At 57.1% G+C, this 25482-nt stretch carries 21 protein-coding genes; 1 reads left to right on the forward strand and 20 read right to left on the reverse strand.

The window, feature by feature from the left end; all coding sequences use genetic code 11:
• Positions 1-185 precede the first annotated feature (185 nt).
• The 20 genes from VEZ38_RS04525 to VEZ38_RS04620 all read right to left on the reverse strand — a co-directional run bounded on the left by VEZ38_RS04525 (position 186) and on the right by VEZ38_RS04620 (position 24030).
• Positions 186-2561: a cation-translocating P-type ATPase gene (locus tag VEZ38_RS04525; RefSeq protein ID WP_324892157.1), complete on the reverse strand. Its 2376-nt coding sequence runs from the start codon at positions 2559-2561 to the stop codon at positions 186-188.
• Between the two features lie 16 nt (positions 2562-2577).
• Entirely contained in the window at positions 2578-2940 is a 363-nt protein-coding gene (locus VEZ38_RS04530; protein WP_324892158.1) for a metalloregulator ArsR/SmtB family transcription factor, read from the reverse strand.
• 450 nt (positions 2941-3390) lie between these two features.
• A complete protein-coding gene (locus VEZ38_RS04535; protein ID WP_324892159.1) occupies positions 3391-4233 on the reverse strand; it encodes an SDR family NAD(P)-dependent oxidoreductase in 843 nt (280 codons plus the stop codon).
• A 161-nt stretch (positions 4234-4394) separates the two neighbouring features.
• Positions 4395-4763, reverse strand: coding sequence for a MerR family transcriptional regulator (locus VEZ38_RS04540; RefSeq protein ID WP_324892160.1), 369 nt, complete (start codon positions 4761-4763; stop codon positions 4395-4397).
• Positions 4764-5515: 752 nt separating this feature from the next.
• The gene (locus tag VEZ38_RS04545; protein WP_324892161.1) at positions 5516-6778 is read right to left on the reverse strand and encodes an ABC transporter permease; all 1263 of its coding nucleotides are present in this window, start codon (positions 6776-6778) and stop codon (positions 5516-5518) included.
• The gene (locus VEZ38_RS04550; RefSeq protein ID WP_324892162.1) at positions 6771-7679 is read right to left on the reverse strand and encodes an ABC transporter ATP-binding protein; all 909 of its coding nucleotides are present in this window, start codon (positions 7677-7679) and stop codon (positions 6771-6773) included. The genes VEZ38_RS04545 and VEZ38_RS04550 overlap by 8 nt, the downstream gene beginning before the upstream one ends.
• A gap of 3 nt (positions 7680-7682) precedes the next feature.
• Complete coding sequence (locus VEZ38_RS04555; RefSeq protein ID WP_324892163.1) at positions 7683-8585, reverse strand: ABC transporter ATP-binding protein; 903 nt, start codon at positions 8583-8585, stop codon at positions 7683-7685.
• Positions 8582-8989: a GntR family transcriptional regulator gene (locus VEZ38_RS04560; protein ID WP_324892164.1), complete on the reverse strand. Its 408-nt coding sequence runs from the start codon at positions 8987-8989 to the stop codon at positions 8582-8584. The genes VEZ38_RS04555 and VEZ38_RS04560 overlap by 4 nt, the downstream gene beginning before the upstream one ends.
• 18 nt (positions 8990-9007) lie before the next feature.
• Positions 9008-9727 carry a hypothetical protein gene (locus VEZ38_RS04565; RefSeq protein WP_324892165.1) on the reverse strand — a complete coding sequence of 240 codons (720 nt, stop codon included), beginning with the start codon at positions 9725-9727 and terminating at the stop codon, positions 9008-9010.
• Positions 9728-10053: 326 nt separating this feature from the next.
• Positions 10054-12771: a glycoside hydrolase family 2 protein gene (locus tag VEZ38_RS04570; RefSeq protein ID WP_324892166.1), complete on the reverse strand. Its 2718-nt coding sequence runs from the start codon at positions 12769-12771 to the stop codon at positions 10054-10056.
• Between the two features lie 43 nt (positions 12772-12814).
• Positions 12815-13651, reverse strand: a complete 837-nt coding sequence (locus VEZ38_RS04575; protein ID WP_324892167.1) for a carbohydrate ABC transporter permease — start codon at positions 13649-13651, stop codon at positions 12815-12817.
• 21 nt (positions 13652-13672) lie between these two features.
• Positions 13673-14560: a sugar ABC transporter permease gene (locus VEZ38_RS04580; RefSeq protein WP_324892168.1), complete on the reverse strand. Its 888-nt coding sequence runs from the start codon at positions 14558-14560 to the stop codon at positions 13673-13675.
• Positions 14561-14632: 72 nt separating this feature from the next.
• A complete protein-coding gene (locus tag VEZ38_RS04585; RefSeq protein ID WP_324892169.1) occupies positions 14633-15790 on the reverse strand; it encodes an ABC transporter substrate-binding protein in 1158 nt (385 codons plus the stop codon).
• Between the two features lie 320 nt (positions 15791-16110).
• Positions 16111-17028: an ArsR/SmtB family transcription factor gene (locus tag VEZ38_RS04590; RefSeq protein WP_324892170.1), complete on the reverse strand. Its 918-nt coding sequence runs from the start codon at positions 17026-17028 to the stop codon at positions 16111-16113.
• Between the two features lie 153 nt (positions 17029-17181).
• Positions 17182-18126 (reverse strand): cytochrome c oxidase assembly factor CtaG, encoded by a 945-nt coding sequence (gene ctaG, locus VEZ38_RS04595; protein ID WP_324892171.1) that lies wholly within the window; start codon positions 18124-18126, stop codon positions 17182-17184.
• Between the two features lie 136 nt (positions 18127-18262).
• Complete coding sequence (locus tag VEZ38_RS04600; RefSeq protein WP_324892172.1) at positions 18263-18613, reverse strand: cytochrome C oxidase subunit IV family protein; 351 nt, start codon at positions 18611-18613, stop codon at positions 18263-18265.
• Positions 18614-18619: 6 nt separating this feature from the next.
• Positions 18620-19258, reverse strand: coding sequence for a cytochrome (ubi)quinol oxidase subunit III (locus VEZ38_RS04605; protein WP_324892173.1), 639 nt, complete (start codon positions 19256-19258; stop codon positions 18620-18622).
• A complete protein-coding gene (gene ctaD, locus VEZ38_RS04610; RefSeq protein ID WP_324892177.1) occupies positions 19255-21078 on the reverse strand; it encodes a cytochrome c oxidase subunit I in 1824 nt (607 codons plus the stop codon). Before ctaD ends, VEZ38_RS04605 begins: the two co-directional genes overlap by 4 nt.
• A 109-nt stretch (positions 21079-21187) precedes the next feature.
• Positions 21188-22207 carry a cytochrome c oxidase subunit II gene (coxB, locus tag VEZ38_RS04615; RefSeq protein ID WP_324892174.1) on the reverse strand — a complete coding sequence of 340 codons (1020 nt, stop codon included), beginning with the start codon at positions 22205-22207 and terminating at the stop codon, positions 21188-21190.
• A 206-nt stretch (positions 22208-22413) separates the two neighbouring features.
• Positions 22414-24030: an ABC-F family ATP-binding cassette domain-containing protein gene (locus tag VEZ38_RS04620; RefSeq protein ID WP_324892175.1), complete on the reverse strand. Its 1617-nt coding sequence runs from the start codon at positions 24028-24030 to the stop codon at positions 22414-22416.
• A gap of 135 nt (positions 24031-24165) precedes the next feature.
• Between VEZ38_RS04620 and VEZ38_RS04625 the strand changes: the two genes are divergently transcribed.
• Complete coding sequence (locus VEZ38_RS04625; protein ID WP_324892176.1) at positions 24166-25329, forward strand: conserved virulence factor C family protein; 1164 nt, start codon at positions 24166-24168, stop codon at positions 25327-25329.
• Positions 25330-25482 lie beyond the last annotated feature (153 nt).

Consider the following 25482-nt stretch of genomic DNA (forward strand, 5'->3'; position numbering starts at 1 on the left):
CCTCGAGCCGTGCTTTTGCCTCCAGCTTCCTTCAGATTCCGCCTCGCGACGGACACCCTTGCTCTTGGCTAATGGTAGGCGCTTGCCAGCCCCCATTCCGGACTTTCACCGTAGAGATGACGCCCATGCTGGGCGTACATAGGAAGGGGCAGCAGCGTTGTTTTCGCTTCCGCCCCTCTTTCCGTTTAGGACTGATCCTTTAACGCGAGCAGCCTCATACTGTTCAGAATGACGATGATCGCCGCTCCCGTGTCGCTTAGCACCGCAAGCCACAGCGTGAGCCAGCCCGGGAAAATCAAAGCGAGCGCGACGAACTTAATGACCAGCGAAAAGGCGATATTTTGCTTAATAATCGTCATCGCCTTGCGGCTGAGGCGAATCGTATGAGGAAGCTTCTCGAGATTGTCGGCCATGAGCACGACATCGGCGGTTTCCATCGCCGTATCGGTCCCCGCCCCGCCCATCGCGATGCCGAGGTCCGCCGTAGCGAGCGCGGGAGCGTCGTTAATGCCGTCGCCGACCATCGCGACCCGATAGCCTTCCTGCTGCATTCGCTTGACGGCGTCCACCTTATGCTCCGGGAGCAGATCGGCGGCATATCGCGTGACGCCGGCCAACGCCGAAATGTGTTTCGCCGTACCTTCGTTATCGCCCGTAAGCATCATGACTTCCCGGACGCCTGCGCCTTTCAGCTTCGACACCGCGTCGACCGCGACGTCGCGAACGGTGTCCGCGGCGGCGATCATGCCGAGCACGGCGGCGCTCGTCCCGACAAGCACGATCGAATTTCCTTCCCGCTGCAGCCGAGCCGCTTTCGCCGCGATCGACTCGACCGATACGCCCATGTCTTGAAACAGCTTCGGATTGCCGGCGTAATACGCCGTCCCGTCGATCGTCGCTTGTACGCCTCGCCCGACGATCGCCCGGAAGCCTTCGCCGACGAGCGGCGGTACGTTGCGTTCCGCCGCATAACGAACGACGGCTTGCGCGATCGGGTGCTTCGACTGCTCCTCCAGCGTCCGGGCGATCGATACGACCGTATCCTCCGGCGCGCCGTACCCTTCGACGAAGGTGACCTTCGGTTTTCCTTCCGTTAGGGTGCCGGTTTTATCGAACGCGACCGCGTCGATCTTCCCCGCGATTTCGAGGAAGGCGCCGCCTTTGATCAGCACGCCGTTCCTCGCGGCGTTGCCGATCGCCGACACGATCGCGACAGGCGTCGAGATGACGAGCGCGCACGGGCAGGCCACGACGAGCAGCTCGAGCCCCCGATAAAACCATTCGGCCCACGTCCCCCACCCGAGCAACGGCGGCAACGCGATAACGACGAGCGCGAGAAGAAAGACAACCGGCGTATAGACTTTCGCAAACCGATCGACGAACGCCTCCGTTGGCGCCTTCTTCTCCTGCGCTTCTTCCACGAGCTGAATGATTTTGGCGACCGTCGTATCCTCGACCAGCTTCGTCACTCGGATGTCCAGCGCACCCGCTTCGTTGACGGTGCCGGCGTAGACCGGGTCGCCCGGCTCTTTATCGACGGGAACGGACTCCCCCGTGATCGGCGCTTGGTTTACGCTCGAATGCCCCCTAAGGACTTCGCCGTCCAGCGGAATTCGCTCCCCCGGCTTCACGACGACCGTCTGCCCGACGGCGATGTCCTCTACCGGGACGCGCGCCAATCCTTCGGGAGTTTGCACCCAAGCCTCCGGCGGCGCGAGATCCATTAACTTTCGGATGGAGTCCCTCGTCTTCTCGATGGATCGGTTTTGCAGCACATTGCCGACCGCGAACAGCCATACCACCGTGGCGCCCTCGAACCATTCCCCGATCAGGGCGGCGCCGATCGCCGCGGCGCTCATTAGAACGTTCATATCCAAGGAGCGGCTACGGATGGCGAAATACGCGCTCTTCGCTGGCTTATATCCGCCTGCGAGGATAGACACAATATAGAGGAACGTCGTGATCGTCGGCGATACGCCGCTGAGCGATCCGACGAAGCCCAGGAGAAGCGCGACGCCGGACAACGTGACCAGGCCGTTGCCCGCCGCAGAACTTTTTGCCGATTCCGCCGGCGTCTTGCGGCTCCTGGAAGCAGGCTTTGCCTTGTAGCCGACTTTCGCGACTTCTCTCACGATGTCCTCGACCGCGTTGTCGTGCTCGATGCGCATCTTGCCCGTCGAGAAGCTCACTTCGACTTGTCTCACGTCCGGCAGCCGCTTCAGATGATTTTCGATCGTGAGCGCGCACGAGCTGCAATCCATGCCTTCGATCTCGTACGTCTTCGCGGACGAACCGGACAACGGCGTCTCCGACGCCGAATCGCTTTCCGCGACCGGCCCGTCGGCGGCGCAGCAGGAGGAAGAACCGCCGGCATCGCCCGGCGCTTGGGCGCCGCCGGCGTCCTTCGAACAGCAAGATGCCGCCGGCTTCGGGGGGATCGGGTCCGCCGCAGGCGCAGATACAAACGTGAAATCCAAGCTTTTATATTTCGGCTTCCCGCTCGCTTCCGTACCCGGAGCGCTGCAGCAAGGGCCGCCGCCCTTCTTCTCCTCTTGACTCATCGGGGACTCGCTCCTCTCACGCGAAAGCTTTCTGCTCCTTACTATGCTCTAAAGCCATCAACATCAACTGTTTTACATGCTCGTCATCCAAGGAATAGAAGACGAGCTTGCCTTCCTTCCGGTATTTCGCAAGCCCAAGGTTCCGAAGCAGCCGCAAATGATGGGAAGCGTTCGGGATCGTCGTCCCGATCACGTTCGCAACGTCGCATACGCAGAGTTCATCCGTGCGACAAAGCATCAACGCGATTTTCGCGCGCGTATCGTCCGCTAAGGCTTTAAAAATTTTCGTCATACTTTGTATATCGTAGGAGCCTAGCTCTTCCTTCAGCGCGGACACCTTTTCATCGTCGTAGCAAAACACATCGCACATATCGCTCATGGCCGGCACCACACATTCTCATATTGGTTTGAATATACAGTAGCATACCCTTGCATGTTATTCAAATACATATTTAAATGTCCGAATGAAAGCCCGCATTATCATATAAAATTACGGCCGCGCCCCGGAACGGTACCCGAGTCGCGGCCGCCTTTGTCGTGGGCTGAAGCGCTTCACTACTTTCCATAAAGCGGGTCGCACCTATAATATCAATCCGCCAGACACGGTTATAAATCTTCCAAGCAAGAAGCGGCCATCGGAGGAAAGAAATCGTACGATCGCAAAAAACCGGACACCAAATCAATGGCGATATGGTGCTTCTAAAACGAAAAGCCCTTGAGTAACAAGGACTTTTTCGTTCTTATTATTTATCCGTAGTCTCTGGGCTAACGTACCCGAGGGAGCTTAAATACATGTCAGTTATAGATCATCAGCGCCGAAAAATCGTAATTATACATCCTCATGCGCAAGGGAAGTTGATAAATCACGGTAAGCGTTAATCTGCCGTTGGAGTTCTGCTACCTTCTGCTCAGCACCGGCTATCGCATCTGCTCCAGCTATCCAACGTACCGGAGGCTCATTCTCGTTAGCAATAATGAGCAGTGCTTTAGCAAGTTTGGCTGGGTCTCCGGGCTGTTTGCCGTTTACTGACTCAAACATAGTACGGCTTTTATTGGAACGCTCGGTATAATCGTCGATTGTCAACTCAGGATAGTAAGTTGACCCCGGCTCCAACAACTCGGTACGGAAGAACCCCGGCTCGACGATAGTCGTTTTAATACCGAACGGAGCGACCTCATGGTACAGAGACTCCATCCATCCCTCCAGAGCGAACTTCGAAGCGCAATAAGCAGAAACGTATTCCTGTCCTACAAGACCCGCGATCGATGAGATCGAAATAATGTGACCAGAACGATTTTTACGCATCAAAGGTAATACAGCACGGGTGACGTTCATCGGTCCGATAACATTCGTGGCAAGTTGACGCTCGATATTTTCTGGAGTCAGCTCCTCAAAATATCCTGCATAAAAGTTGCCAGCGTTGTTGACCAGCACATCAATGCTGCCAAAACGTTCAACTGCTGCTTTGACAGCGGCTTCTGCATCGGAAGGGTTAGTGATGTCCAGTTTGACAACCAGCAGGTTTTCGTTCTCGCCCAGAACTTTGGATACCTTGTCCGTATCGCGCCCGGTAGCAACTACACGATGTCCTGCCGCGAGAGCAGCCTTTGCAATGTCAACCCCCATACCGCGACCGGCACCCGTGATAAACCAAACTTTATTGTTAGCCATTAATTAATCCTCCTAATTTTGTAACCTTAATTTTCTCCATTTTTTCACTGCGTATTCCCTAATGAATCTAATGGAGCAAGAATAGGTTACTCCTTGGAGTAGGCTCTAAGGCAAGAGGTTCTTCACCCTTATTTTTTTTCATTTTAAGTAGCTACTTAATATTAAGAGAAACAGTCTCCCAATTCATTTTCATAAAAAAGAATTTTATCATCCAGAAACTCTAAACTTTGCTGAAGTTTCATTAATTCTTCCACTACTTTTTTGCGATGATTTTTAAGTAGATCTAATCGTTCTCCCATTGTTTCATTCCCCATATGTCCCCACATGGCAAAGTGCTTCATGTCTTTTAGTGACATCCCCGTATTTTTCAGATGGAGCAAAGCCTCTACCCATATTTTATTTTCTTCCGTATAAACCCTGATATTGTTATCGTCCCTGTTTACTTTTATTAAGCCTTCTTTTTCGTAAAACCTTAACGTATGTTCGCTTACCCCAACGAGTTTCGAAAATTCACCGATAGAATATCTCAATGCAATCGTCTCCATTAAATAATTTTGTTGCACAAAAAGAGGGTAACACTTAGAGTTCACTCTAAGTCAAGATGTTAGTTGTGCCCTGCATTCGTAACAAAAGGTTGTCCATATAAACATTGCTTTATCCTGCCCAGATTCGTCTAATACTGTTTCAACACGAAAAAAGCGATGGATCAGTTCCATCGCCGTTTCCCAAAACCCTCACAACTTGCTCAAATATGTTCAAGGTAAAGCATCCAAGGATACGTACAAGCACAATACTGCAATAGCAAAGAATATTAAGGAGATTCGTCTGTTACGCCACATGTTCACTCCGAAAGCACCGAAGAATACTGTAGCGGCAAGCTTCGATACGCTCTCCGAATACCCACCCAACGAAAAAGCGGAACTGCTGAGTACAATCGACATCAGCAACGAAATAACGACGACCATTCGAAACCACAAGGGTTCCCTCAAGAATAATTTATAGAAAGAATGGATACGTCTCATACGTTTCTCCTTCTGAAGACACAGTTATCTAACGATTTATCTCAGTTATGATTGCAGAATTTTCGGCCTTGTACCTTCTGCGTTTCGAACTATTAACCATAAAGCTATCTCGTCAAGCGAATAAGGAAAACCCTTGGTTTATCAACATTTTCGACAAACCAAGGGCCTTTCATGTCTCAACCATGTACTGAAAAAAGTCTCAGTTAACGATTAAATCTGTCTCAGTTATAATCGTTACCCACATCCTTCAATAAACATGCTTACACGTCCATCGCCTTCATCGCCTTGCGCAGCTCCTTCCACGTCGGCAGCTTGCCGTACATCAGGACGCCGGTGCGGTAAATTTTCGCGGCCAACCAGCCCATGGCGTACACGCCCGCCGCCGAGATGGCGATCGACAGCGCGATTTCCCACCAGGCCGGGTCGGCGAGGCCGATGCGCAGAAACATGACGAGCGGCGAGAAGAACGGCACGAACGAGAGGACGACGATGAGCGTCGCGTTCGGGTTGGACAACCCGTACATCGCGACGACGAAGGCGATCACGATGAGCAGCGTCACCGGCATAATGACTTGCCCGACCTCCTCCGTGCGGCTGACGAGCGAGCCGACGGCGGCGAATACCGCCGCATAAATCAGATAACCTAGCAGATAAAACACAACGAAATAGACGAGCAGCATCGGATCGACGTCGGACAAGCGTATATTCATCTCCGCCAGCATCGGATTGCTTTCTTGCGTGGCGGCCAAATTCGCCGCGCCGACGGCGATGAACAGGACGATCTGCGTGAGGCCGATCAGGCAAATCCCGATAATTTTGCCGAACATCTGCGTCAGAGGCGACACGCTCGAGACGAGCAGCTCCATGACGCGCGAGCTCTTCTCCGCGGTGATCGACGTCGCGACCGTGTTGCCGTAGCCGATAACGCCCATGTAAAGCAGGAACAAGAGCACATAGACGAGGCCGAAGGCGAGCTGCACCTCGGATTCGCTCTTGCCGGCGCCGCCGCCGTCGATCAGCTGCACGGGCACGACGCTGACCGGCGCGGACAACCTCGCGGCCTGTTCGTCCGTTAATCCGATGCTCTCGCGCGCCAACGTCTGGCTCACGTGCTGCAGCCCGCGGGCGACGTCGCCGAGCAGCGTCGGCATGGCCTCCTTCGACCGATATTCGAAGCCGGGCACGCCGTTCGGATTCGCATCGTTCGTCGCGGCGAGATACCCTTCCAGTTCTTTCGCTTCGACGCGGCGTTCGGCCTCTTCCTCGGTCGGCGCGCCTACGATGACGACCTCCGGATCCCCGGACGCGGCATAAAATTCATTCATGAGCGAGACGTACCGCTCCCCGCCCGACACGAGACCGATCCGCTTCGGACCCTCGTCGCCCGAGAACGTGTCGATGATCGTCGGCAGGTGCACCATCACCGAAAGAATCGCGACAAACACGAGCGTCGAGATGAGGAACGACTTCTGTCTGATTTGAGTAAGGAACGTAAATTTAATGACCGTCCAGAGCTTATGCATGCTTGCCGGCACCCCCGATCGTCTTGATGAAAATGTCGTTGAGCGACGGCTCCATCAAATCGAACCGCGTCACGACGTTCGTCTCCGCCGCGAGTCGCAGCACGCGCTGCGCCGCCGACTCGTCCCGAATCGCGATGTCGTAGCCGTTTTCGTTTCGCTTTACCGCCGTCACGCCCTCGATCGACTCCAGCCCTTCCATCGGCGTCTCGGTCGCGAGCAGCACCCGTTCTCTCGGAAAGCGGCTCTTGATTTCCCGCAGGCTGCCCTGCAGCACCGCGTTCGACCGATCGAGAATGCAGACGTTCTGGCACAGCTCCTCGACATGCTCCATCCGGTGGCTGGAAAACAGAATCGTCTTCCCTTCGCTCTTCAGCGACGCGATCGTCGCTTTGAGCAGCTCGACGTTGACCGGGTCGAGCCCGCTGAACGCCTCGTCGAGAATGAGGTAATCCGGATCATGAATGACGGCCGCGATAAATTGAATTTTTTGCTGATTGCCCTTCGACAACTCCTCGACCTTCTTGCCGTAGTTTTCCGGCACGCCGAACCGCTCGAGCCACGACTTCAACGCGCGGTCGGCATCGGACCGACGCATCCCGCGCAGCTCCGCGAGGTACAATATTTGATCGCTTACCTTCACCTTCGGGTACAGCCCGCGCTCCTCCGGCAAATAACCGAACCGCTGCTTCACATCCTTGGAGTATGGACGGCCGTCGTATCGAATGCTGCCCTCGTCCGGATAGATGAGGCCGAGCACCATCCGCATCGTCGTCGTCTTCCCGGCGCCGTTCGCTCCGATCAGCCCGTAAATTTCGCCCCGCTGCGCCTCGAAGGAGATGCCGTTCACCGCCCGCTTGTCGCCGTATTGCTTGACGACGCGTTCTACCGTCAACGCTGCCATGCGTTAATTCACGCTCCCGTTCCGTTGTTTATCCTGCTCCATAAGATGCCATAAGATGTCTTCGAGCTCGACCGCCCTCGTCTCGACCGGCGCGATGCCGCGCTCCCGGAGCGCCGCCTCGGTGCGCCGTGCGTCGCTCGTCACGAGCCGCGCGCCGCCGCCGCGGACCTTCTCGGCCGCCACGACCCCCGGCAGCTGCCGAACGGCGTCCGCGGGATCGGAGGTCCAGATCGTTTTCCAATCGTCCAGCAGTTGGTCTTTCTCATAGACGCCTACAATCCGCCCGTTATAAAGGAATACGATCAAGTCCGCGAGCCGTCGGACCTCCTCCATGATGTGCGTCGCGACGACGACGGCGCGGTCGCGCCCGTCCATGAAGCCGTGAATCTCCTCCATCATGATGCGCCACGCGAACGGATCGAGGCCGGAGGACGGCTCGTCGAGCAGCAACAGCTCCGGGTCGTGCGAGAGGGCGAGCGCGAACGCGAGCCGCTTCGCCATGCCGGTCGACAGCTCCTTCAGCTTCTTGCGCGGGTCCAGCTCGAGTCGATCGGACAGCCGTCGCCACGTCGCTTCGTTCCACGACGGATACCACCGGGAGACGAACGCCTTCCAGGCTTCGACCGTCATCGTCTCGTCGATCGGCGAGATCGAGTCGCCGACGTAGGCGGTGCGCGACTTGATCTCCACATCCCGTTCGGGGCACGCCTTCGCGCCGAAGAGCTCTATGCTGCCTTCCTCCGGCTGAAGCAGCCCCATCAGCAGATGAAAGAACGTGCTCTTGCCCGAACCGTTCGGTCCGACGAGGGCGACGATCAAGCCGCTCTCGACCGTCAAGTCCAGCGGTCCGAGCCGGAAATCGCGCCGCCGCTTGGCCGCTCCCTTCACTTCGATTATCGGCTTCATGTCGCTCCCTCCTCTCGGTCGCCGAAGACGCGCCGCAGCGCCGCCTCGAAGGCGTCCCGAATTTCCTCCCGCGTCAATCCGGACATCTTGCTCCGCTCGACGGCTTGCGTCAGCGTCTCCCGCACGGCCTCGGCTTGGTATCGCCCTCTGCGGCTTGGCTCGACTTCGGATACGAACGTCCCGGTCCCCTGTTTCGTCTTCACGAGGCCTTCACTCTCCAGCTCTTGATACACCCTCCGAATCGTAATGACGCTGCACTCGGTCTCGACCGCAAGCTCTCGTATCGACGGAAGCAGCGTCCCGGCGGCCAATTGTCCGCTAAAGATCAACGTTCGCATCTGGGCGGCGATTTGATGATACAGCGGTTCGGCGCTGTCATGCGAGATGCGGATCGGTAGTGCCATGCCGTTCGTCACCGCCTCTCATGCGAAATCCCGGCGGTGCAAGATGCGCCGCAGCCGCCGCTGCATCCAGACGTGCGCCGCGACCGCAGCCGCCAGCGCCGCTAGGGTCCAGACCCATCCGCCCGGCGCGTCGATGGCCTCCGCCAAGCCGATGGTGACATGTTTCTTCGTCGTAACATACAGGACGGCGCCCGCAGCGACGTACGCCAACATCGCGTATACGCTGCGCAGCAAATATTGCTTGCCGCTCGCCCCCCACTCTTGGAGGACGAACCACGCCCCGCAGACGTTGCCGAACGCGAGCCAGACGAAGGCGAATTGGAGGAACGTCGCCGGATGGAGCGACTGCGCCCATTCGCTTACGGCGTAAAACACGCCGAAGAATACCGCAGCGGACAACGGCGAAACCGCCGCAAGCTGCACCGAGCGGCTCATAGCCAGCGTCTCGACCGGAATCGGGTGCGTGCGAAGCGTTGCCAGCCGTTTGGTGAAGGCGTCGTTTTTCCAATAAGGGTTGTTGAGATACCCCTTCGAGAAGACGAAGCCGACGCAGGACATGAACGCCAACACGACGAAATCCGTCATGACCGCCTGGAACGTCTCCATCTCCTCGAACCAGTCGCCCGAGAACATGCCGGCCAGACCGCCGTACGTCGCATAGAAGGCCAGCGTAAAGCCGAACCCCAGCTTCGTGTATGCCCATTGCTTCCGATTGAACCAGATCGCATCCTTCAGCATTCCGAGGCCCCCTGTGTTTATGTGTGCATATCTATATACACACTATATCCGCACCGATTTTCCCTGTCAATCCCAGAAAAAAAGAAGACTCCACGCCTGCGGTGTCTTCTTCGTCTTTTCCAAGAAACCGAACAGACCCATGGAGATGTCCATGGGTCTGTTCCATTCACGCAGGTAAGCTGCGGCTCCAATCTGCGCTCTTCTTCGATTTCGTCTTCCAAGCTTTCTATCCTTTTCCTTGCGGCTGCCTCGACGCGCTTGGGGAATACAGAGAAGGCGCCCCGAATCGACGGGACGCCTAGCGTTCTGGCGAGGAGTGCGAAGGCTTATTTCATCTCCAACAGTTTATGCAACACTTGCGTGGCGGTCGGGTGTTTTCCGTAATGGTCGAGCAGCCTCCATGTCACGACGAGAATCGAACCTTTGCCGTATGGCTTGCGAACGATGGAACCGCCGACCTGGCCGATCCACCCCTGGAAGTAGCCCGAAATAATTTCGCTGCTTTCGGCGAGGCCCGGATTTCCGAACAGCGGAATCGAACGGCGACCTCCCCCGATTTTGTAATCGGTGAACGGCAGTACGTAATTCGGAATCAGCTCGTCCACCTCCCAACCCATCTCGGGCAGAAGCGGCACGCCATCGAACCGCGACGTATCCACGAAGTTGAACGAAGACGCCCGCGGCCAGCTCTCCCCTTCCGGCAAGTGCCGGAACGTGAACTGAGCTCGGTGAAGCAGCTGTTCCCCGCGCTCCGCTAAAAATACGGCATGGCCTCCCTCGCGAACGACATTCAACACGGCTTGATCCAAGCAATCCGTGAGGATCACCGCATCTTGCCGCAGCTCCTCCTGCACGTCCGCTCCATGAGCCTGCAGCCGCTCCGCGAAGTCCGCAGGCAGCCGGTAAGGCGTAACCGGGGTACCCGGAAGCCGCAGTTCCCTCGGCGAAAACGTCAGCTCCTCTTCGTTCGAGGCGACGATCTCCTCGCCGTTCCGGAGCTCGAGCCGAAGCGAATACGTGCCCGCCTTCGTTACCTCCGGCACGACGAAGACGATCGACTTCTCCAACCGGACATGGAGCTCGCCGTCGACGTGAAGCGGAATTTCGCCGCTTGCTTCCGTGCCCTCGATCGACCAACGAACGACGCCCCGGAAGAAACGAAGATCATGGTTGGAAATAACGACGTCCCAAGCCTGACGTTCTCCCGCCCACAGATTATGCTTCACGCCATCGGCCATGACCGCCAAGGCGCCGTTAAAATCTTTCAATCGCTCGAACCCCTCTTTCGGGTTCCGCAAGTAGTCGAGCCAGCCGTTCGTCTCCCACTCGATATCCGTAAACTCCGTCACGACATAGCCGGCGACCGCGGGACGCTTCCGCATTTCTTCAATGACCGACTTGACGGCGCGGAACATTCTGCGCTGCGAAGCGACAGCCAGTTGCTCGAACGATTCGAATGCTCGGTCCAGCCCGAATTTGGAGAAATGAGCCTCCGCGGTTATAGGCTTCTTATAATCCTCTTGATGGGATTCTTCCCCCTGGTTGATGAACCACCATGGCTCTTGGTCTCCGTAGTGCGCCTTCAGCTTCTCCATGCTCGGCAAGCCCCAGACGCCGAATTCCGAAACGATAATCGGCTCACCATTCGAGCGGTAGCCTTCTACGAAGTTACGATCGGGGTCGCCGACGACGAACTCGTCCAAGTCCCGCTTCCATGCATCCAGCTGGTCGGGGCACACGAAGTACCGATGATGATCGTTAATATCCGTCTTGACATGGGTCCAGCCGCTGTTGTCGCAGAGGAGGCGCGTCGGATCGTAGGCTTTCAGATCGTCGTACAGCTCCGCGACGTGGCGCTGCTTCTCCGGATCGGCGGCCATATCCCACTCCAAGCCCCACTCTTCGTTATAGAGGGACCATATCACGATGGACGGGCAGTTGTAGTCGCGGTCGACCATCGCAAACAGGTCGTTGCGGAACCGTTGCGTGCCGGTCGGCGTCCACTTCACGTAATTCGGCGTTTCCGCCCAAATCAACATCCCCATCCGATCGGCCCAGTATAAATAACGGGGAAGCTCCACCTTAATATGCTTGCGCAATAAATTGAAGCCCATTTCCTTCGCGAGCTGAATTTCCCGTTGGATGTATTCGTCGGACGGCGCCGTATAGATCGTGTCCGGATAAAACGCCTGATCCAACGCCCCGCGAATGTAAAGAGGCTTGCCGTTCAGCTGCACCATTCCGTCCGCATGCTCGACCTTGCGCATGCCGAAACGGTCGGTTTTCCGGTCGATCGCGCCTTGGCTCACTAGCTCCAGGTGCAGGTCGTACAAGTGAGGGTTTTCGGGACTCCACAACGTCGCGTTCGGAATCTCCACTACGAAAACGCCTTCCGGCGAATCTACGGCGTACATCCGACCGGGCGTTACCACATCCCCGCTCAGGTGATGCGCCACCGTGTAGGACAGCGAGATCCCGCCGTTCGCGGGAACGAATCCACCCAACCGATATTTTACGGTAATGGCGCCGCGTTCGATATCCGGCGTAATCCAAGCTTTGTCGATGTAAACGGGCGAACGCTCTTCTAGGTACACATCTTGCCAAATCCCGCTGACTCTCGTATACCAGCTGCCTTGTTTCCCGATAGGAATATCCGCGTTATCTTGGGGATCGTACACGCGTACGCTGATCGATTGATCGCCATGCTCGGTCAAGCAATCGGTAATATCGAATTCGAAGGGCGTAAAGCCGCCCTCATGCTCGCCGGCGTATCGCCCGTTCACCCACACGCGCGCGGCATAATCGACGGCCTCGAACCGAACGTACACCCGTCGCCCCGGCTCTCTCGATTCTAACCGGAACGAACGCGTATACCATGCCGCGCCGTAATAATTGAGGAACGCCGGCTCCCGTTGCCAGATATGAGGAACCTGCACTTCCATTCCGCCGGTCCGCCCCGGCTCGTACCAGCCGTTCGCTTCCCCCAGATCTTTCGGATCTATCTCGAATGACCAGGAGCCTGACAGCTTCCATTGTCGTCTCACCCGATATCCCTCCACTTTATAATGCCTCTATCTGTATCTCTATTTATCCTTTAATCCCCGTCATGGTAATGCCCTTAATAATATGCTTTTGGAACAGGACAAACACCAGGATGGCCGGCAAGCTCGCCAATACGTTCGCCGCCATCGGCAGCGTCAACTCTTGGCCGTGGCTGCCTTGGAATAACGGAATGCCGATCGGCAGCGTCATCATCTCCTCGGAATTCACGGCAAGGAAAGGCCATAGGAAGTTGTTCCACGAGCTGATGAACGTAAAGATCGCCAGCGCAGCCATCGACGAGCGGGAGAGCGGAAGGAAAATATGGAAGTACACATGCAAGAAGCCTGCGCCGTCGATCTTCGCCGCCTCCACCAGCTCGTTCGGAATCCCGTCGTAAAATTGCTTCAGAATCATCACGCCCAGCGGAGCCGCCAAGCTCGGAAAAATAATTGAACTATAACTATTAATCAATCCGCTGTCGATCATCATCTGGAACAACGGGATAATGGTAGCCTCCGTCGGCACCATCAAGCCCGCGATAATAAGCCAGAACGCAAATCTCTTCCCCGGAAAATGCAATCGCGACAACGCGAATGCCGCCATGGAGGTGATCGCGAGCGTGCCCGCGGTCGTCACTACCGCGATCACGGCGCTGTTCCACGTCCACCGCCACAAGGCCGCCGTGCTCGTAACATATAGGAAATTCTCTAATGTAAAAGGCGGTTTAAACAACGCGCTGAGTACGGTGACCGGGCTGCCTTGCGGCTTCAACGAGGAGAAGGCCATCCAAATCAGCGGGATCAGCCATAACACGATCATTCCATAACCCAATAAGTATAGAAATTTTCGAGACGTAGGTGTTTTCCGATTCAATACCGTCACTTAGCATCCTCCTTTCGCCGATTAATCTTTCTTGGCTATAAATTTATATTGGAAATAAGCAATCAAAATCATGACCAAGAAGAGGATGTATGACATGGCGGAGGCGAGACCCATCTCGTTCGCTTTAAAGCCGGTTTCGTAGATGTACTGCACCAGCGGGCGGGTCGCCGTTCCGGGTCCGCCTTGCGTCATCAGCCACGGTTGCCCGAACAGCTTGAAGGACGCGATCGACTGCAGCACGACGATCAGCAAGATGACTCCGCGCAGCGATGGAATCGTAATGTTCCAGAAGCTGTCCCACGCGTTCGCTCCGTCGATCCGCGCCGCTTCGTACCAATCGTCCGGGATCTCCTGGAGTCCGGCCAGGAACAACACCATGTTGAAGCCTACCGTCCACCATACGGTCGCGATCAGGATGGAAAACCAAGCCAGATTCGCGTCGCTTAACCAGAAAATCTCGTTGACGACACCCAATTTATGAAGGATGGTGTTCATCAGCCCCGTATAAGGCTGAAGAATGAACACCCAGATGCTGCTGATTACGGAGATGGATAAGATGTGCGGCAAAAAAAACGCCGAACGCAGAAACGTTGTCCCTTTCAGACCTGCGTTCACAATAAGTGCAAGCAGCAACCCGACGACCACAAGCGAAGGCGTAGATATAATAACGAAATACACCGTGTGCCACAGCGCTTCCCAAAAATGGCGGTCCGTCAGCATCTCTGCGTAATTTCCAAGCCCGATAAACTCCGGTTCGATTCCGATGGCCCATTCGTGCAAACTCATGATAAACCCTTTGTAAATCGGATACAGCATAAACCACACGTAAAATACTAAATACGGGAGCAGGAACAACCAGGCGACCCCTATTTCGACGCCGGAGCTTTTCTTTCGATTCGCTGAAATCATCAGGGCACTCTCCCTTCTTCGCAAAAGATGGGGGTGTTTCATAAATTCGAAACACCCCCGTTACCTTGCCGCTTACTTCGCTAACAGATCGTTCGCTTCCTTCTCGGCTTGAGCGAGAACGTCCTTCGCCGTCGCTTGACCGTTCGTCATGAGCGTGAAGTTCGCCTTCAACGCTTCGCCGATGGCGAACGTCTTCTCGTGGTTCGGCAAGTAGCTGACGTAGCTTGCGAGTTCTACATAGTCCGCGCGATACGGCAATGCTTTAAACTCCGCGGATTCGAGCGCGGCCGGCTTGCTCGGCACGTGTCCTGCTTGCGCCCACATCGAGCCGTTGTCCGCGAGCCAGTTGGCGAATTTCACCGCGCCGACCAGTTTCGCGTTATCCTCTTTCGCTTGGGTCGGAACGAACAGCGTGTGGCTGTCGCCCCATACGGCCGGCTTATCGTAAATTTTCGGCACCGGCATAACGCCGAATTCGAGATCCGGCACTTTCTCGGTGACGCCTACGTACCAGACGCCGTTGAAGGAAAGCGCGGCCTTGCCGCTATTGAAGATTTCGCCGCCGTTCTTAATGTTCATTGGCCACAGTTCTTTTTTGATCATCGTCTCCAAGAGCTCCAGCGCTTGCAGACCCTTGTCGTTGTTGAAGGCCGCCTTCCCGTCGTCGCCGATCAATTGGCCGCCCATTTGGCTGTACAGTCCCCACCAAGCCCAGAACGGTTGATTTCCGCCCGAAGTCGTGGCGAACGGCATGACGTCCGCAGGCACTTTCGCTTTAATATCCTCCAAATATTTCAGGAAACCGTCGGGACCCGGCGGAATGTTCGGCTTGTCGTTGGCGTCGAGCAAGCCTGCGTCGCGCAAAATCTTCTTGTTGTAGAACATAATTTGCGCGTGCGTGTCCAGCGGAATCGCCATGTGCTTGCCTTCGCTGACGAGCGCGTTCAAGATGTTCGGGTTGAACGTGCTCCAATCGACGCCCGCCTCTGCAGCCGCGTCATCCAAGCTCTCCATCGCGTTCGCCGGAATGAGCTCGGGAAGCTTGCTCGTATGCGCGATCGCGACGTCCGGTCCTTGCTTGGAGGCAATCGCCGTACGCAGCTTCGTATAGTATTCTCCTGCAGGGAAGTTTAACATTTCCACTTGGACTTCTTTTTGGCTTCCGTTAAACTTGTCGACCATCGCCTTCATGTAGTCGCCGTCGCCGCCGCTAAGCGGGGTCCAATACACCAGTTTCACGGTCTCGACAGGCTTGGTATCGCTTTCATTTGTGGCAGGCTTTTCAGTGCCCGTCGAAGTTTCTGTTCCTTCTTTGCTCGGAGCGCTTTGTTTCGGTTCGGCATCGTTCCCGCCTCCGCATCCTGCTAAAACAGAAGCAGCAAACAGAACGGACGCTAGCATTACGCCAAAACTCTTCTTCATGCGTGACCCTCCAAATAATCATATTTTTCGTTTCATTACAATATTTATAATAACACTAATTATTGTTTTATTACAAGTAAATTGTTTGTAAAAAAACGTCGAAATATCGGAGCGCCCACTTTCCGGCGTTATCGGTTGTTCCCGTACTTAATTCTAAGCATAAGTCCTTGTTCATAGTTTCCGAACCGCTTCCCGAACAGGTTGATTCCTCCGGCATTGACGGCATCCTTCTTGACGCCGATGCGGACGGAGACGAACGGCTTGCTGGACAGCTTCAAATCCGAAACCGTCACATTAGAAATCTGTAGACCATCGATGAAGCTGCCTCGATCCGTAATTAACCAATGCTTCAACAGCCCGTATTGCGTATTGCGCGTGGCCCACCAATCCGGGGTCAGAAAACCCTTCTCTCCGCCTAAATCTCCGGGACAAGTCCAGGTGCCGACTTCGACGCCGTTGATCCACACCGTAATGTCCGAAGGCCAGTCCACTTTATAATAGGGCGCTTCCGAGCAAACCTCCGCCGTAAACTCGAGGTCCTCCGCTTTGGCCCCATAGGGAATTCGATTCGGGAAACGATATTCGACGAAGCCCGTCCGGAACCATAGCAGCTCCGCGTCCTTGCGCGACAGCTCATAAAACGAACGCGGGTCGTCCATAATACCGAGGATGCCGAATTCCCCCAGCAGTCCGCAGGTGGCTTCCACCTCGCAGTCGGTATATTCCCCGATGCCCATCTCCAAAATGACATTGTTTTCGAGCTGCGGTTCGAGCGGGCCGAGGTTAATGACGATTCTGTCGTATTTTTTCGTATTCACCTTCTGGCTGCCCCGCCCCGGAATCATCTCCGTTTGGATCAGCCCGCTGTCTTCCAGTTTTTTCACGTTGACCGCCGCCGTAGAAAACGGGATGTTCAGCATCTCCGACAGCTCGTTCACGTTCAAGGGCCCCTGGTTCAGCACCTTCAGCATCTGTACCCGGTGCTCGTTGGTCAGCGCTTTGCAGACCTCGAGGGCTTCTTCTAAAGTAAGCTGTAGAGTTCTCATCTATCGAATCCATCCCTTTATTACAATAATACTTATAATAATAATCGAACTAGCTTTAAAAAGGCAACAGATCCGTAATAAAACCGAAAAGCACACGCCCGCACCCGGTTCGCCGGGGTAGACGTGTGCTTCGTAAGCAATCGTTCGATAGACTTATTTCGCCGGTTCGGCCTCGGAAGCCGCGCGCAGTCGCTCGAAGTAGGCCGGCGACGGATCGAGCGAGTCGCCTCCGTCGTCGCGGCGCGGGTTTTCCTTCCGGTACCACTGCCGGAACACGAAAATCAAGATAGAGCCGTACACCGTCTCCTGAATGAGCTTCATTAGCACGCCGCCAAGCTTCTGGTCCTCGAGCGGCTCCATCCAAGCGAGCGTGTGGGGGCCGCTGAACATGTCCAGCAGCGCCGCCGCGCCCTGCGGCACGCAATACCCCATCGCGATCGCCCACAGGCCCGGATCGGTGTACGTCCCGTACATCGGCGTATTCGAGAAGATGATCAGCGCGCAAGCCGGCATCAGCAGCACGCTGTTCGCGAAGATGTAACCCATCTTCTTAAACCCTTCGAGCTTATCGAAGGCGGATACCGGACAGATGATCGGGAACCACATGAGCAGCGCCGTAATCATCAGCAGCACATAATACGCCGTATGCAGCGCGAAATTCGTCATGACGTAGTCGTGTACCGCCGGCACGTGATACACCGAGAATGCCATGTTAAACAAAAGCAGCGTGACGATCGGATGCAACAAAAACTTGAACCGCCGCATCCCGGGCAATCGCCCGATCGGACGGAGCAGCCATTCCGGGGTGCCTGCGAGCAGCATCGGCGCGGCGATGATATAAGCGAATGACATCCCCAGCATGTGGAACGTGAACATCATATGGCCAAGCACGTCGATCGGGCTCCCGAACGCGCCGTACAAGAAGACTAAACCGCCGAGAAACCATGCTTTCTTTACGGGGGATACCGGGGCGGCGCCTGCGAACCGCGCGCGGCCCGGCCCGGTGACGTATAAATACAATCCCGCCGCCAAGACGAACGACGCGAGCGTTACCGGGCTCCACATCGCCGTCCACCCGATCCCGTCCAATCCGAACATTGCGCAAACCTCCCTTATGGAAAATGATTCTCGCGGAGCGGCGGCGCCGCCCCCTAGACGCGAGAAGGCGGCGATTCGTGTGACCGAACCTCCGCCTGCCCGCAGCTACCGATGACTGTATTTCTGCTTTCTTCCCTTACCACCAAGACCAGAGCAGACCCGCCGCCGCGCACGTCAGCGCGACGAAAAATCCGAAGGCGATGCCGAAGATCGGCCAGCCGTGCCCGCGATCCTTCATATGCATCCAGTACGCCAGCTGCACGACCGCTTGGAAAATCGCAAGCCCGATAATGAAGAAGTATACAAACCAAGGCTCGACGTGCGTCTTCTCGTAGACGAGCGCGTAAGCGACCGCGAGGAACGCGAACGCCGTCAGCAGGATCGACAGCACGAAGGCGAGCAGATGGTTCTTCGGGCCCTCGTGGCGGTGCTTCCGGCGAACGGTCGTGCCGTTCCCCGACTCGTTATTGAGCGTATGATCGGCCATTCCGGATCACCCCATCTTTCCCATGAGATATACGATCGTGAAGATGAACACCCACACGACGTCGATAAAGTGCCAGTACAGCGCTGCAACGTACACCTTCGGCGCCGTTACCGTCGTCAAGCCCTTCTTCGCCAGTTGGAAGATCAACAGCGTGATCCACAGCACCCCGAACGCGACGTGCGCGCCGTGGAAGCCGACGAGCGAGTAGAACGACGTGCCGAACGCGCTCGAATTGAAGCGGTGGCCTTCATGTACGTAGTGGATGAACTCGTACACCTCGAGACCGAGGAAGCCGAGACCGAGCAACACCGTAATGCCGAGCCATAACATTAACTTTCCTACTTGTTTGCCGTGCATCGCTTGAATCGCGAACACGCTCGTGAGCGAGCTCGTGAGCAGGATGAACGTCGCCCAAGCGACGAGCACCAGATCGAACAGGTGCGCCCCGTCCGGGCCGCCCATCGTATTGTGGCGGAGCGTCATGAACGTGGCGAACAACGTGCCGAACAGCACGCACTCGCCGCCGAGGAACAACCAGAACGCTAACAGCTTATTGCGGCCTTCGAGCGTCGCGCGCTCGGGCTCGTGAGGCAATTCGCCGTGCACGCCGTGCGCGTGCGGATCCGCGTGAGGTACGCTGCTCATGCCCCTACCCCCTTGTCGTCGTTCGGATCGATATGGAAGCCGTGATCGTCATACACCGAGCGAAGGAACATACAGAAGAACGTAAGCAGCAGCCCCGCGACCGCCAAGTAATACCCGTTCAACTCTTCGCTGTACATAAAGCCGAGCGCCGCGCCGAACAAGCCGAGCGACATAAAGAGCGGGAGAATCGATGGCGACGGCATATGGATCGGACCGACCGGCTCCGCCGGCGTCATCTCCGTCTTGCCTTCCATCTTCTCTTTCCACCAAGCGTCGATGCCGCGAACGAGCGGCGTCTGCTTGAAGTTGTACTCCGGCGCCGGGGACGAGATCGTCCACTCGAGCGTCCGGCCGTCTTCCCACGCGTCCGCCTTCGCGGTCTTCGGCTTCGTCAACGAGCCGACGATGTTGACCAAGAGGATCAAGATCGCGGCCGTCATGACGAACGCGCCGACCGTCGACAGCATGTTCATCCAGCCCCATCCGGGGTTGTATTCCTCGCCGAGATACGTATATACCCGTCGCGGCATGCCGATCATGCCGAGGAAGTGCTGAATGAAGAACGTCAGATGGAAGCCGATAAAGAACAGCCAGAACGTCACCTTGCCCCAGAACTCGTTCAGGAATACGCCGAACATCTTCGGCCACCAGTAGAACAAGCCCGCCAGCAAGCCGAATACGATGCCGCCGACGATAACGTAATGGAAGTGCGCGACGACGAAGTAACTGTCGTGGAACTGGAAGTCCGCCGGCGGCACCGCCAGCATGACGCCCGTCACGCCGCCCATAACGAACGTCGGAACGAAGCCGATGGCGAACAGGTTCGCCGTCGTAAACTTGATCTGACCGCCCCACATCGTGAAGAGCCAGTTGAAAATTTTGATACCGGTCGGAATCGCGATCAGCATCGTCGCGACCGCGAACAGGGCGTTCGCGATCGGGCCCATGCCCGTCGTGAACATGTGGTGCACCCACACCATGAAGCCTAGGAAGCCGATCAGCACCGTTGCGAATACCATCGCGCTGTAACCGAAGAGCCGCTTGCGCGAGAACGTCGGGATGACCTCGGAAATAATGCCGAAGGCCGGAAGCACGAGGATGTATACTTCAGGGTGCCCGAAAATCCAGAAGATGTGCTGCCACAACACGATGTTGCCGCCCATGTTCGGATCGAAGATATTGCCGCCGAACAGCCGGTCGAACGTCAGGAGCACGAGGCCGACGGTCAGCGCCGGGAAGGCGAACAAGATGAGCGCCGACGTAATGAACGACGTCCACGTGAACATCGGCATGCGCATAAAGCCCATGCCCGGCGCGCGCATGTTAATGATCGTAACCAGGAAGTTGATGCCGCCGATCAAGGTGCCGATACCGGCGACCTGAAGGCCCATCAAGAAGAAATCGACGCCGCGGTGCGAGCTGAATTGCTCGCTGGAGAGCGGGACGTACGCCGTCCAGCCCGCGTCCGGCACCGCTCCGAAAATCCAGCTCAGGTTAAGCAGGACGCCGCCGAAGAAGAACGTCCAGAAGCCGAGCGAGTTCAGGAACGGGAACGCGACGTCGCGCGCGCCGATTTGCAGCGGCACGACGGCGTTCATGAAGCCGAAAATAATCGGCATCGCCGCAAGGAAGATCATCGTCGTGCCGTGCATCGTAAGCAATTCGTTATAAGTCTGCGCGTCTACGACGCTCATCTGCGGGCCCATCAACTGAAGTCGGATCAAAATCGCTTCGATGCCGCCAATCAAGAAGAAGAAACCGCCGGCGAGCATGTACAGGATGCCGATTTTCTTATGGTCGACGGTCGTCAACCAGTCCATCAGACCTGTGTAGCGCTTCACGTGGTGCGCATCGTGGTGCGCTGCGTGTGCGTTAGCCACCGGGCCAACCTCCTTATGTGGTGAAAATGGTAGGGGAGCCGCAGCTCCCTTATTTCAACTGAAGTAGGTATTGCGTCAGCTGGTCGAGCTCTTCTTCCGACAAATCTACCTTCGGCATGAGCGTGCCCGGCTTGATCGCGTTCGGATCCGCAATCCATTCCTTCACGTTCTCTTCCGTATTGTTCAAGATGCCCGCGACGAAGTCGCGCTCCGAGAAGCCGTTCAGATGCGGCGCCACAGGACTGCGGCCGTCCGGTTGAATCGCGTGGCAGGAGATGCAGTTTTCGCGGAACAACGCTTCGCCCGCGGCAAGATCTTCCGCCTCCATCGCTTCGGCGAGCTCTTCCTCAGGCGGCGTCTGCATATCGGCCACCCATGCGGCGAACTCCTCTTCGGTGACGACATGCGCCTTGAAGTCCATCAAGGCGTGAGACGGTCCGCACAGCTCGGCGCATTTGCCTTTGTACGTGCCGATCTCCATCGGCGTCAGATGCATGTAACTGGTGAGGCCCGGGTTCGTGTCCTTCTTGCCGCCGAGACCCGGAATCCAGAACGAGTGGTTGACGTCCGCGGACGTCAGCTCGAACGAAATATCTTTGCCGACCGGCATGACGACTTCCTGCGCGGAGAAGATGCCGAGTTCCGGGTAGTTGAATTCCCACCAGAACTGGTGCGCCACGACTTGAACTTTGATCGCGTCCGGATTTTGAGACAGATTCTGATCGTGTTTAAACGTGTAGCCGACTGTCGGTACCGCCAAAATCGTGAGCAGGATGATCGGAATGACCGTCCAGATAATCTCCAGCTTGTGGTTGCCTTCGACTTGTTTCGGGATGCTCTTATCGCCTTTGCGCGCGCGGAATTTCACGAGCACGTAAACCGAGATCGCGAAGACGACCACGACGACGATGACCATGATGACAAGCGACAAAATCATCAAATTCAATTGCTCTTGTCCTTGCGTCGCTTTCGGGTTGAGCGGAGACGCGTCCTCCGAGCAGCCCGCGAGGAGCGTCGCCAGCATGGCGAACAGGAGAAGAATGCGCTTCCCTCTTAACAGCTTCAGCATTGTGTGGATCAACCCCGCTTATGGAATATTTTCGCAGTAAAAACCGCGCCGTATCAATGGTTTTTGGGCCTGTAAAGACACCATACTAACTATAAGTTCGAGCCCCATGTTTGTCAATTTAACGGCACAAACCTTCACAAAAAGTTCGGATTCGTGTACGTTATATGACCGACTGGGGCTCGAGAGCCGGTGCGGCTCGGCGCGGTTTATTCGTATAAACTTTCGCGTAGACGTTTTACGTCTTCATTTTCCAAGTATTCGTCATACGTCATCTGTTTATCGATCACGCCCTTCGGCGCGATTTCGATGATGCGGTTCGCGATCGTGTTGACGAACTGGTGGTCGTGCGACGTGAACAGCACCGTGCCGTCGAAGTCGACGAGGCCGTTATTCAGCGCCGTAATCGACTCGAGGTCGAGATGGTTCGTCGGCTCGTCTAGGATGAGCACGTTCGCGCCGGAAAGCATCATGCGGGAGAGCATGCAGCGCACTTTCTCGCCTCCGGACAGCACGCTCGCCTTCTTCAGCGCCTCGTCGCCCGAGAACAGCATCCGGCCGAGGAAGCCGCGCACGAACGATTCGTCCTGATCCTTCGAATATTGGCGGAGCCAGTCGACGAGGTTCAGGTCCACGCCGTCGAAATATTTCGAGTTGTCCTTCGGGAAATACGCCTGGGTCGTCGTGATGCCCCAGCTGTATTCGCCCGCGTCCGGCTCGAGCTCGCCCGCGATAATTTGGAACAGCGTCGTCTTCGGCAGGCTGTTCGGGCCGACGAAGGCGATTTTGTCGCCCGTGTTGATCATCAGGTTCAGGTTGTCGAGCACCTTCTCGCCGTCGACCGTCTTGCTGATCCCCTGAATCTGCAGCATCTGCTTGCCGGCCTCGCGCTCGCCCTTGAAGTGGATGAACGGATATTTCCGGTTGGACGGCTTGATGTCGTCGAGGGAGATTTTCTCGAGCAGCTTCTTCCGGCTCGTCGCCTGCTTCGACTTCGACTTGTTCGCGGAAAACCGCTGGATGAACTCTTGCAGATCCTTGACCTTTTCTTCCTTCTTCTTGTTCGCCTCGCGCTGGAGCTTCAGCGCCAGCTGGCTCGACTCGTACCAGAAGTCGTAGTTGCCCACGTACACTTGAATTTTGCCGAAGTCGATGTCCGCGATGTGCGTGCACACTTCGTTCAGGAAATGACGATCGTGGGAGACGACGATGACGGTGCCGTCGAACTTGCCGAGGAAGTTGATCAGCCAGCGGATCGACTCGATGTCGAGATGGTTCGTCGGCTCGTCAAGCAGCAGTATGTTCGGCTGGCCGAACAGCGCCTGCGCGAGGAGCACCCGCACCTTCAAGTTGCCGTCGAGCTCGGCCATCTGCCGGTCATGGTACTCGGTGCCGATCCCGAGGCCGATGAGCAGCTCCGCCGCCTCCGCCTCGGCTTCCCAGCCGTTCAGCTCGGCGAATTCTCCCTCGAGCTCCGCCGCGCGCATGCCGTCCTCGTCGGAGAAATCCGCCTTCGCGTAGATGGCGTTCTTCTCTTCCATAATTTCGTACAGCTTCTTATGGCCCATGATGACGGTCTGCAGCACCTGATGCTCGTCGTACTCGTAATGGTTCTGCTTCAGCGTCGCCATCCGTTCGCCGGGCGTAATGTGAACCTCGCCGGACGTCTGCTCGACCTCGCCGGAGAGAATTTTCAAGAACGTCGATTTTCCCGCGCCGTTGGCGCCGATAAGCCCGTAGCAGTTGCCCGGGGTGAATTTGATGTTGACGTCTTCGAACAGCGCGCGCTTCCCGAATCGGAGCGTTACGTTGGATACTGTAATCATAAGATCTATGAGACCTACCTTTCCGTGCCTAGAATGCAACTTTTCCATTATATCATAATTACCGAAAAGTGTTGGAGAATACATTATGCTATCATATAAAGACCAGATTCGTTAAGCCGGAGGTGTCTTCCAAGCATGAAATTGTTGTCGATCGAACCGACCCCGAGCCCGAACGCCATGAAGCTGAACGTCGACGCGTCGCTCGCGCCGGGGGTGAAATACGCATACGATCGTGAAAATGGTTCCGCCGCCCCCGCCCATCTGCGGCCGCTGCTGGCGATTCCCGGCGTGAAGAGCGTCTATCACGCCGCGGACTTTATCGCGCTCGAGCGCGAAGCCGGCGCCGACTGGCGCGCCGTGCTCGCCGCCGTGCGCGAGGCGTTCGGCGCGGACGCCGAAACTTCAACCGCCGCCTCCCTCTCCTTCTCGGGTTCCCAAGACAACCCGTACGGCTACGGCGAGGCGCATGTGCTCGTGCAGACGTTCCGCGGCATCCCGATGCAGGTGCGCGTCCGCTCCGGGATCGAGGAATCGCGCGTCGCGCTGCCGGCGCGGTTCGCCGAGGCGGCGATGAAGGCGGGCGCGGCGTCGCCGAACCTGATCCGCGAGCGGGCGCTCGTCGACCGCGGGGTGCGGTACGGCGAGCTGCCGGACATCGCCGAGGCCGTCGCGGCGGAGCTCGACGCCGCCTACGACGACGCGCGCCTCGCGGAGCTCGTGGCGCGCGCGGAGGCGATGGGCGACGCGGCCCCGGCGCCCGAGCTGGCGGCGGCGGCGGCGCTGGCGCCGGAGGAGGTGGCGGCGCGGCTCGCCGACGCCGATTGGAAAGTGCGCTACGCGGCGCTCGAGCGCTTAAAGCCGACGCCGGAGACGTTCGGCGTCGTGGAACAAGCTTTGGCGGACGACAACTTCTCCGTCCGACGGCTCGCCGTCGTCTATCTCGGCGACATGAAAACCCCCGAAGCGGTGCGGCGCCTCTCCGCCATGCTGAAGGATCCGTCCGTCGCGGTGCGGCGGACGGCGGGCGACGCGCTGTCGGACATCGGCGACGCGTCGGCGCAGCCGGCGATGATCGAGGCGCTCGCCGACAAGAGCAAGATCGTGCGCTGGCGCGCCGCGCGCTTCCTGTACGACCTCGGCGACGAGGCCGCGCTGGACGCGCTGCGCGCCGCGGCGGACGATCCCGAGTTCGAGGTCGCGCTGCAGGCGCGCATGGCGATCGAGCGCATCGCCTCGGGCGAAGCCGCGGCCGGCACCGTCTGGCAGCAGATGGCGCGAAGCCGCGAGTCGGCCGATTAACCGCTGCGTTAGCGGAGAACTCCGGTAACTCGACCGAAATCCGGCGGAATCCGCCCCAGTTAGCGGAGATCTCCGGTAACTCGACCGAAATCCGGCGGAATCCGCCCCAGTTAGCGGAGAACTCCGGTAACTTGGCCGAAATCCGGCGGAATC

The sequence above is a fragment of the Paenibacillus sp. genome, assembly GCF_035645235.1.
In the GTDB taxonomy this organism is placed as follows: Bacteria; Bacillota; Bacilli; order Paenibacillales; family YIM-B00363; genus Paenibacillus_AE.

What these genes read in the sequence shown, in the direction of transcription:
- VEZ38_RS04545 (WP_324892161.1), bottom strand. Translation starts at nt 6,778, where the DNA reads ATGCATAAGCTCTGGACGGTCATTAAATTTACGTTCCTTACTCAAATC.
- VEZ38_RS04580 (WP_324892168.1), bottom strand. Translation starts at nt 14,560, where the DNA reads ATGATTTCAGCGAATCGAAAGAAAAGCTCCGGCGTCGAAATAGGGGTC.
- ctaG (WP_324892171.1), bottom strand. Translation starts at nt 18,126, where the DNA reads ATGTTCGGATTGGACGGGATCGGGTGGACGGCGATGTGGAGCCCGGTA.
- VEZ38_RS04620 (WP_324892175.1), bottom strand. Translation starts at nt 24,030, where the DNA reads ATGATTACAGTATCCAACGTAACGCTCCGATTCGGGAAGCGCGCGCTG.
- VEZ38_RS04560 (WP_324892164.1), bottom strand. Translation starts at nt 8,989, where the DNA reads ATGGCACTACCGATCCGCATCTCGCATGACAGCGCCGAACCGCTGTAT.
- coxB (WP_324892174.1), bottom strand. Translation starts at nt 22,207, where the DNA reads ATGCTGAAGCTGTTAAGAGGGAAGCGCATTCTTCTCCTGTTCGCCATG.
- VEZ38_RS04625 (WP_324892176.1), top strand. Translation starts at nt 24,166, where the DNA reads ATGAAATTGTTGTCGATCGAACCGACCCCGAGCCCGAACGCCATGAAG.
- VEZ38_RS04600 (WP_324892172.1), bottom strand. Translation starts at nt 18,613, where the DNA reads ATGGCCGATCATACGCTCAATAACGAGTCGGGGAACGGCACGACCGTT.
- VEZ38_RS04525 (WP_324892157.1), bottom strand. Translation starts at nt 2,561, where the DNA reads ATGAGTCAAGAGGAGAAGAAGGGCGGCGGCCCTTGCTGCAGCGCTCCG.
- VEZ38_RS04555 (WP_324892163.1), bottom strand. Translation starts at nt 8,585, where the DNA reads ATGAAGCCGATAATCGAAGTGAAGGGAGCGGCCAAGCGGCGGCGCGAT.
- VEZ38_RS04530 (WP_324892158.1), bottom strand. Translation starts at nt 2,940, where the DNA reads ATGAGCGATATGTGCGATGTGTTTTGCTACGACGATGAAAAGGTGTCC.
- ctaD (WP_324892177.1), bottom strand. Translation starts at nt 21,078, where the DNA reads ATGGACTGGTTGACGACCGTCGACCATAAGAAAATCGGCATCCTGTAC.
- VEZ38_RS04565 (WP_324892165.1), bottom strand. Translation starts at nt 9,727, where the DNA reads ATGCTGAAGGATGCGATCTGGTTCAATCGGAAGCAATGGGCATACACG.
- VEZ38_RS04605 (WP_324892173.1), bottom strand. Translation starts at nt 19,258, where the DNA reads ATGAGCAGCGTACCTCACGCGGATCCGCACGCGCACGGCGTGCACGGC.
- VEZ38_RS04535 (WP_324892159.1), bottom strand. Translation starts at nt 4,233, where the DNA reads ATGGCTAACAATAAAGTTTGGTTTATCACGGGTGCCGGTCGCGGTATG.
- VEZ38_RS04550 (WP_324892162.1), bottom strand. Translation starts at nt 7,679, where the DNA reads ATGGCAGCGTTGACGGTAGAACGCGTCGTCAAGCAATACGGCGACAAG.
- VEZ38_RS04590 (WP_324892170.1), bottom strand. Translation starts at nt 17,028, where the DNA reads ATGAGAACTCTACAGCTTACTTTAGAAGAAGCCCTCGAGGTCTGCAAA.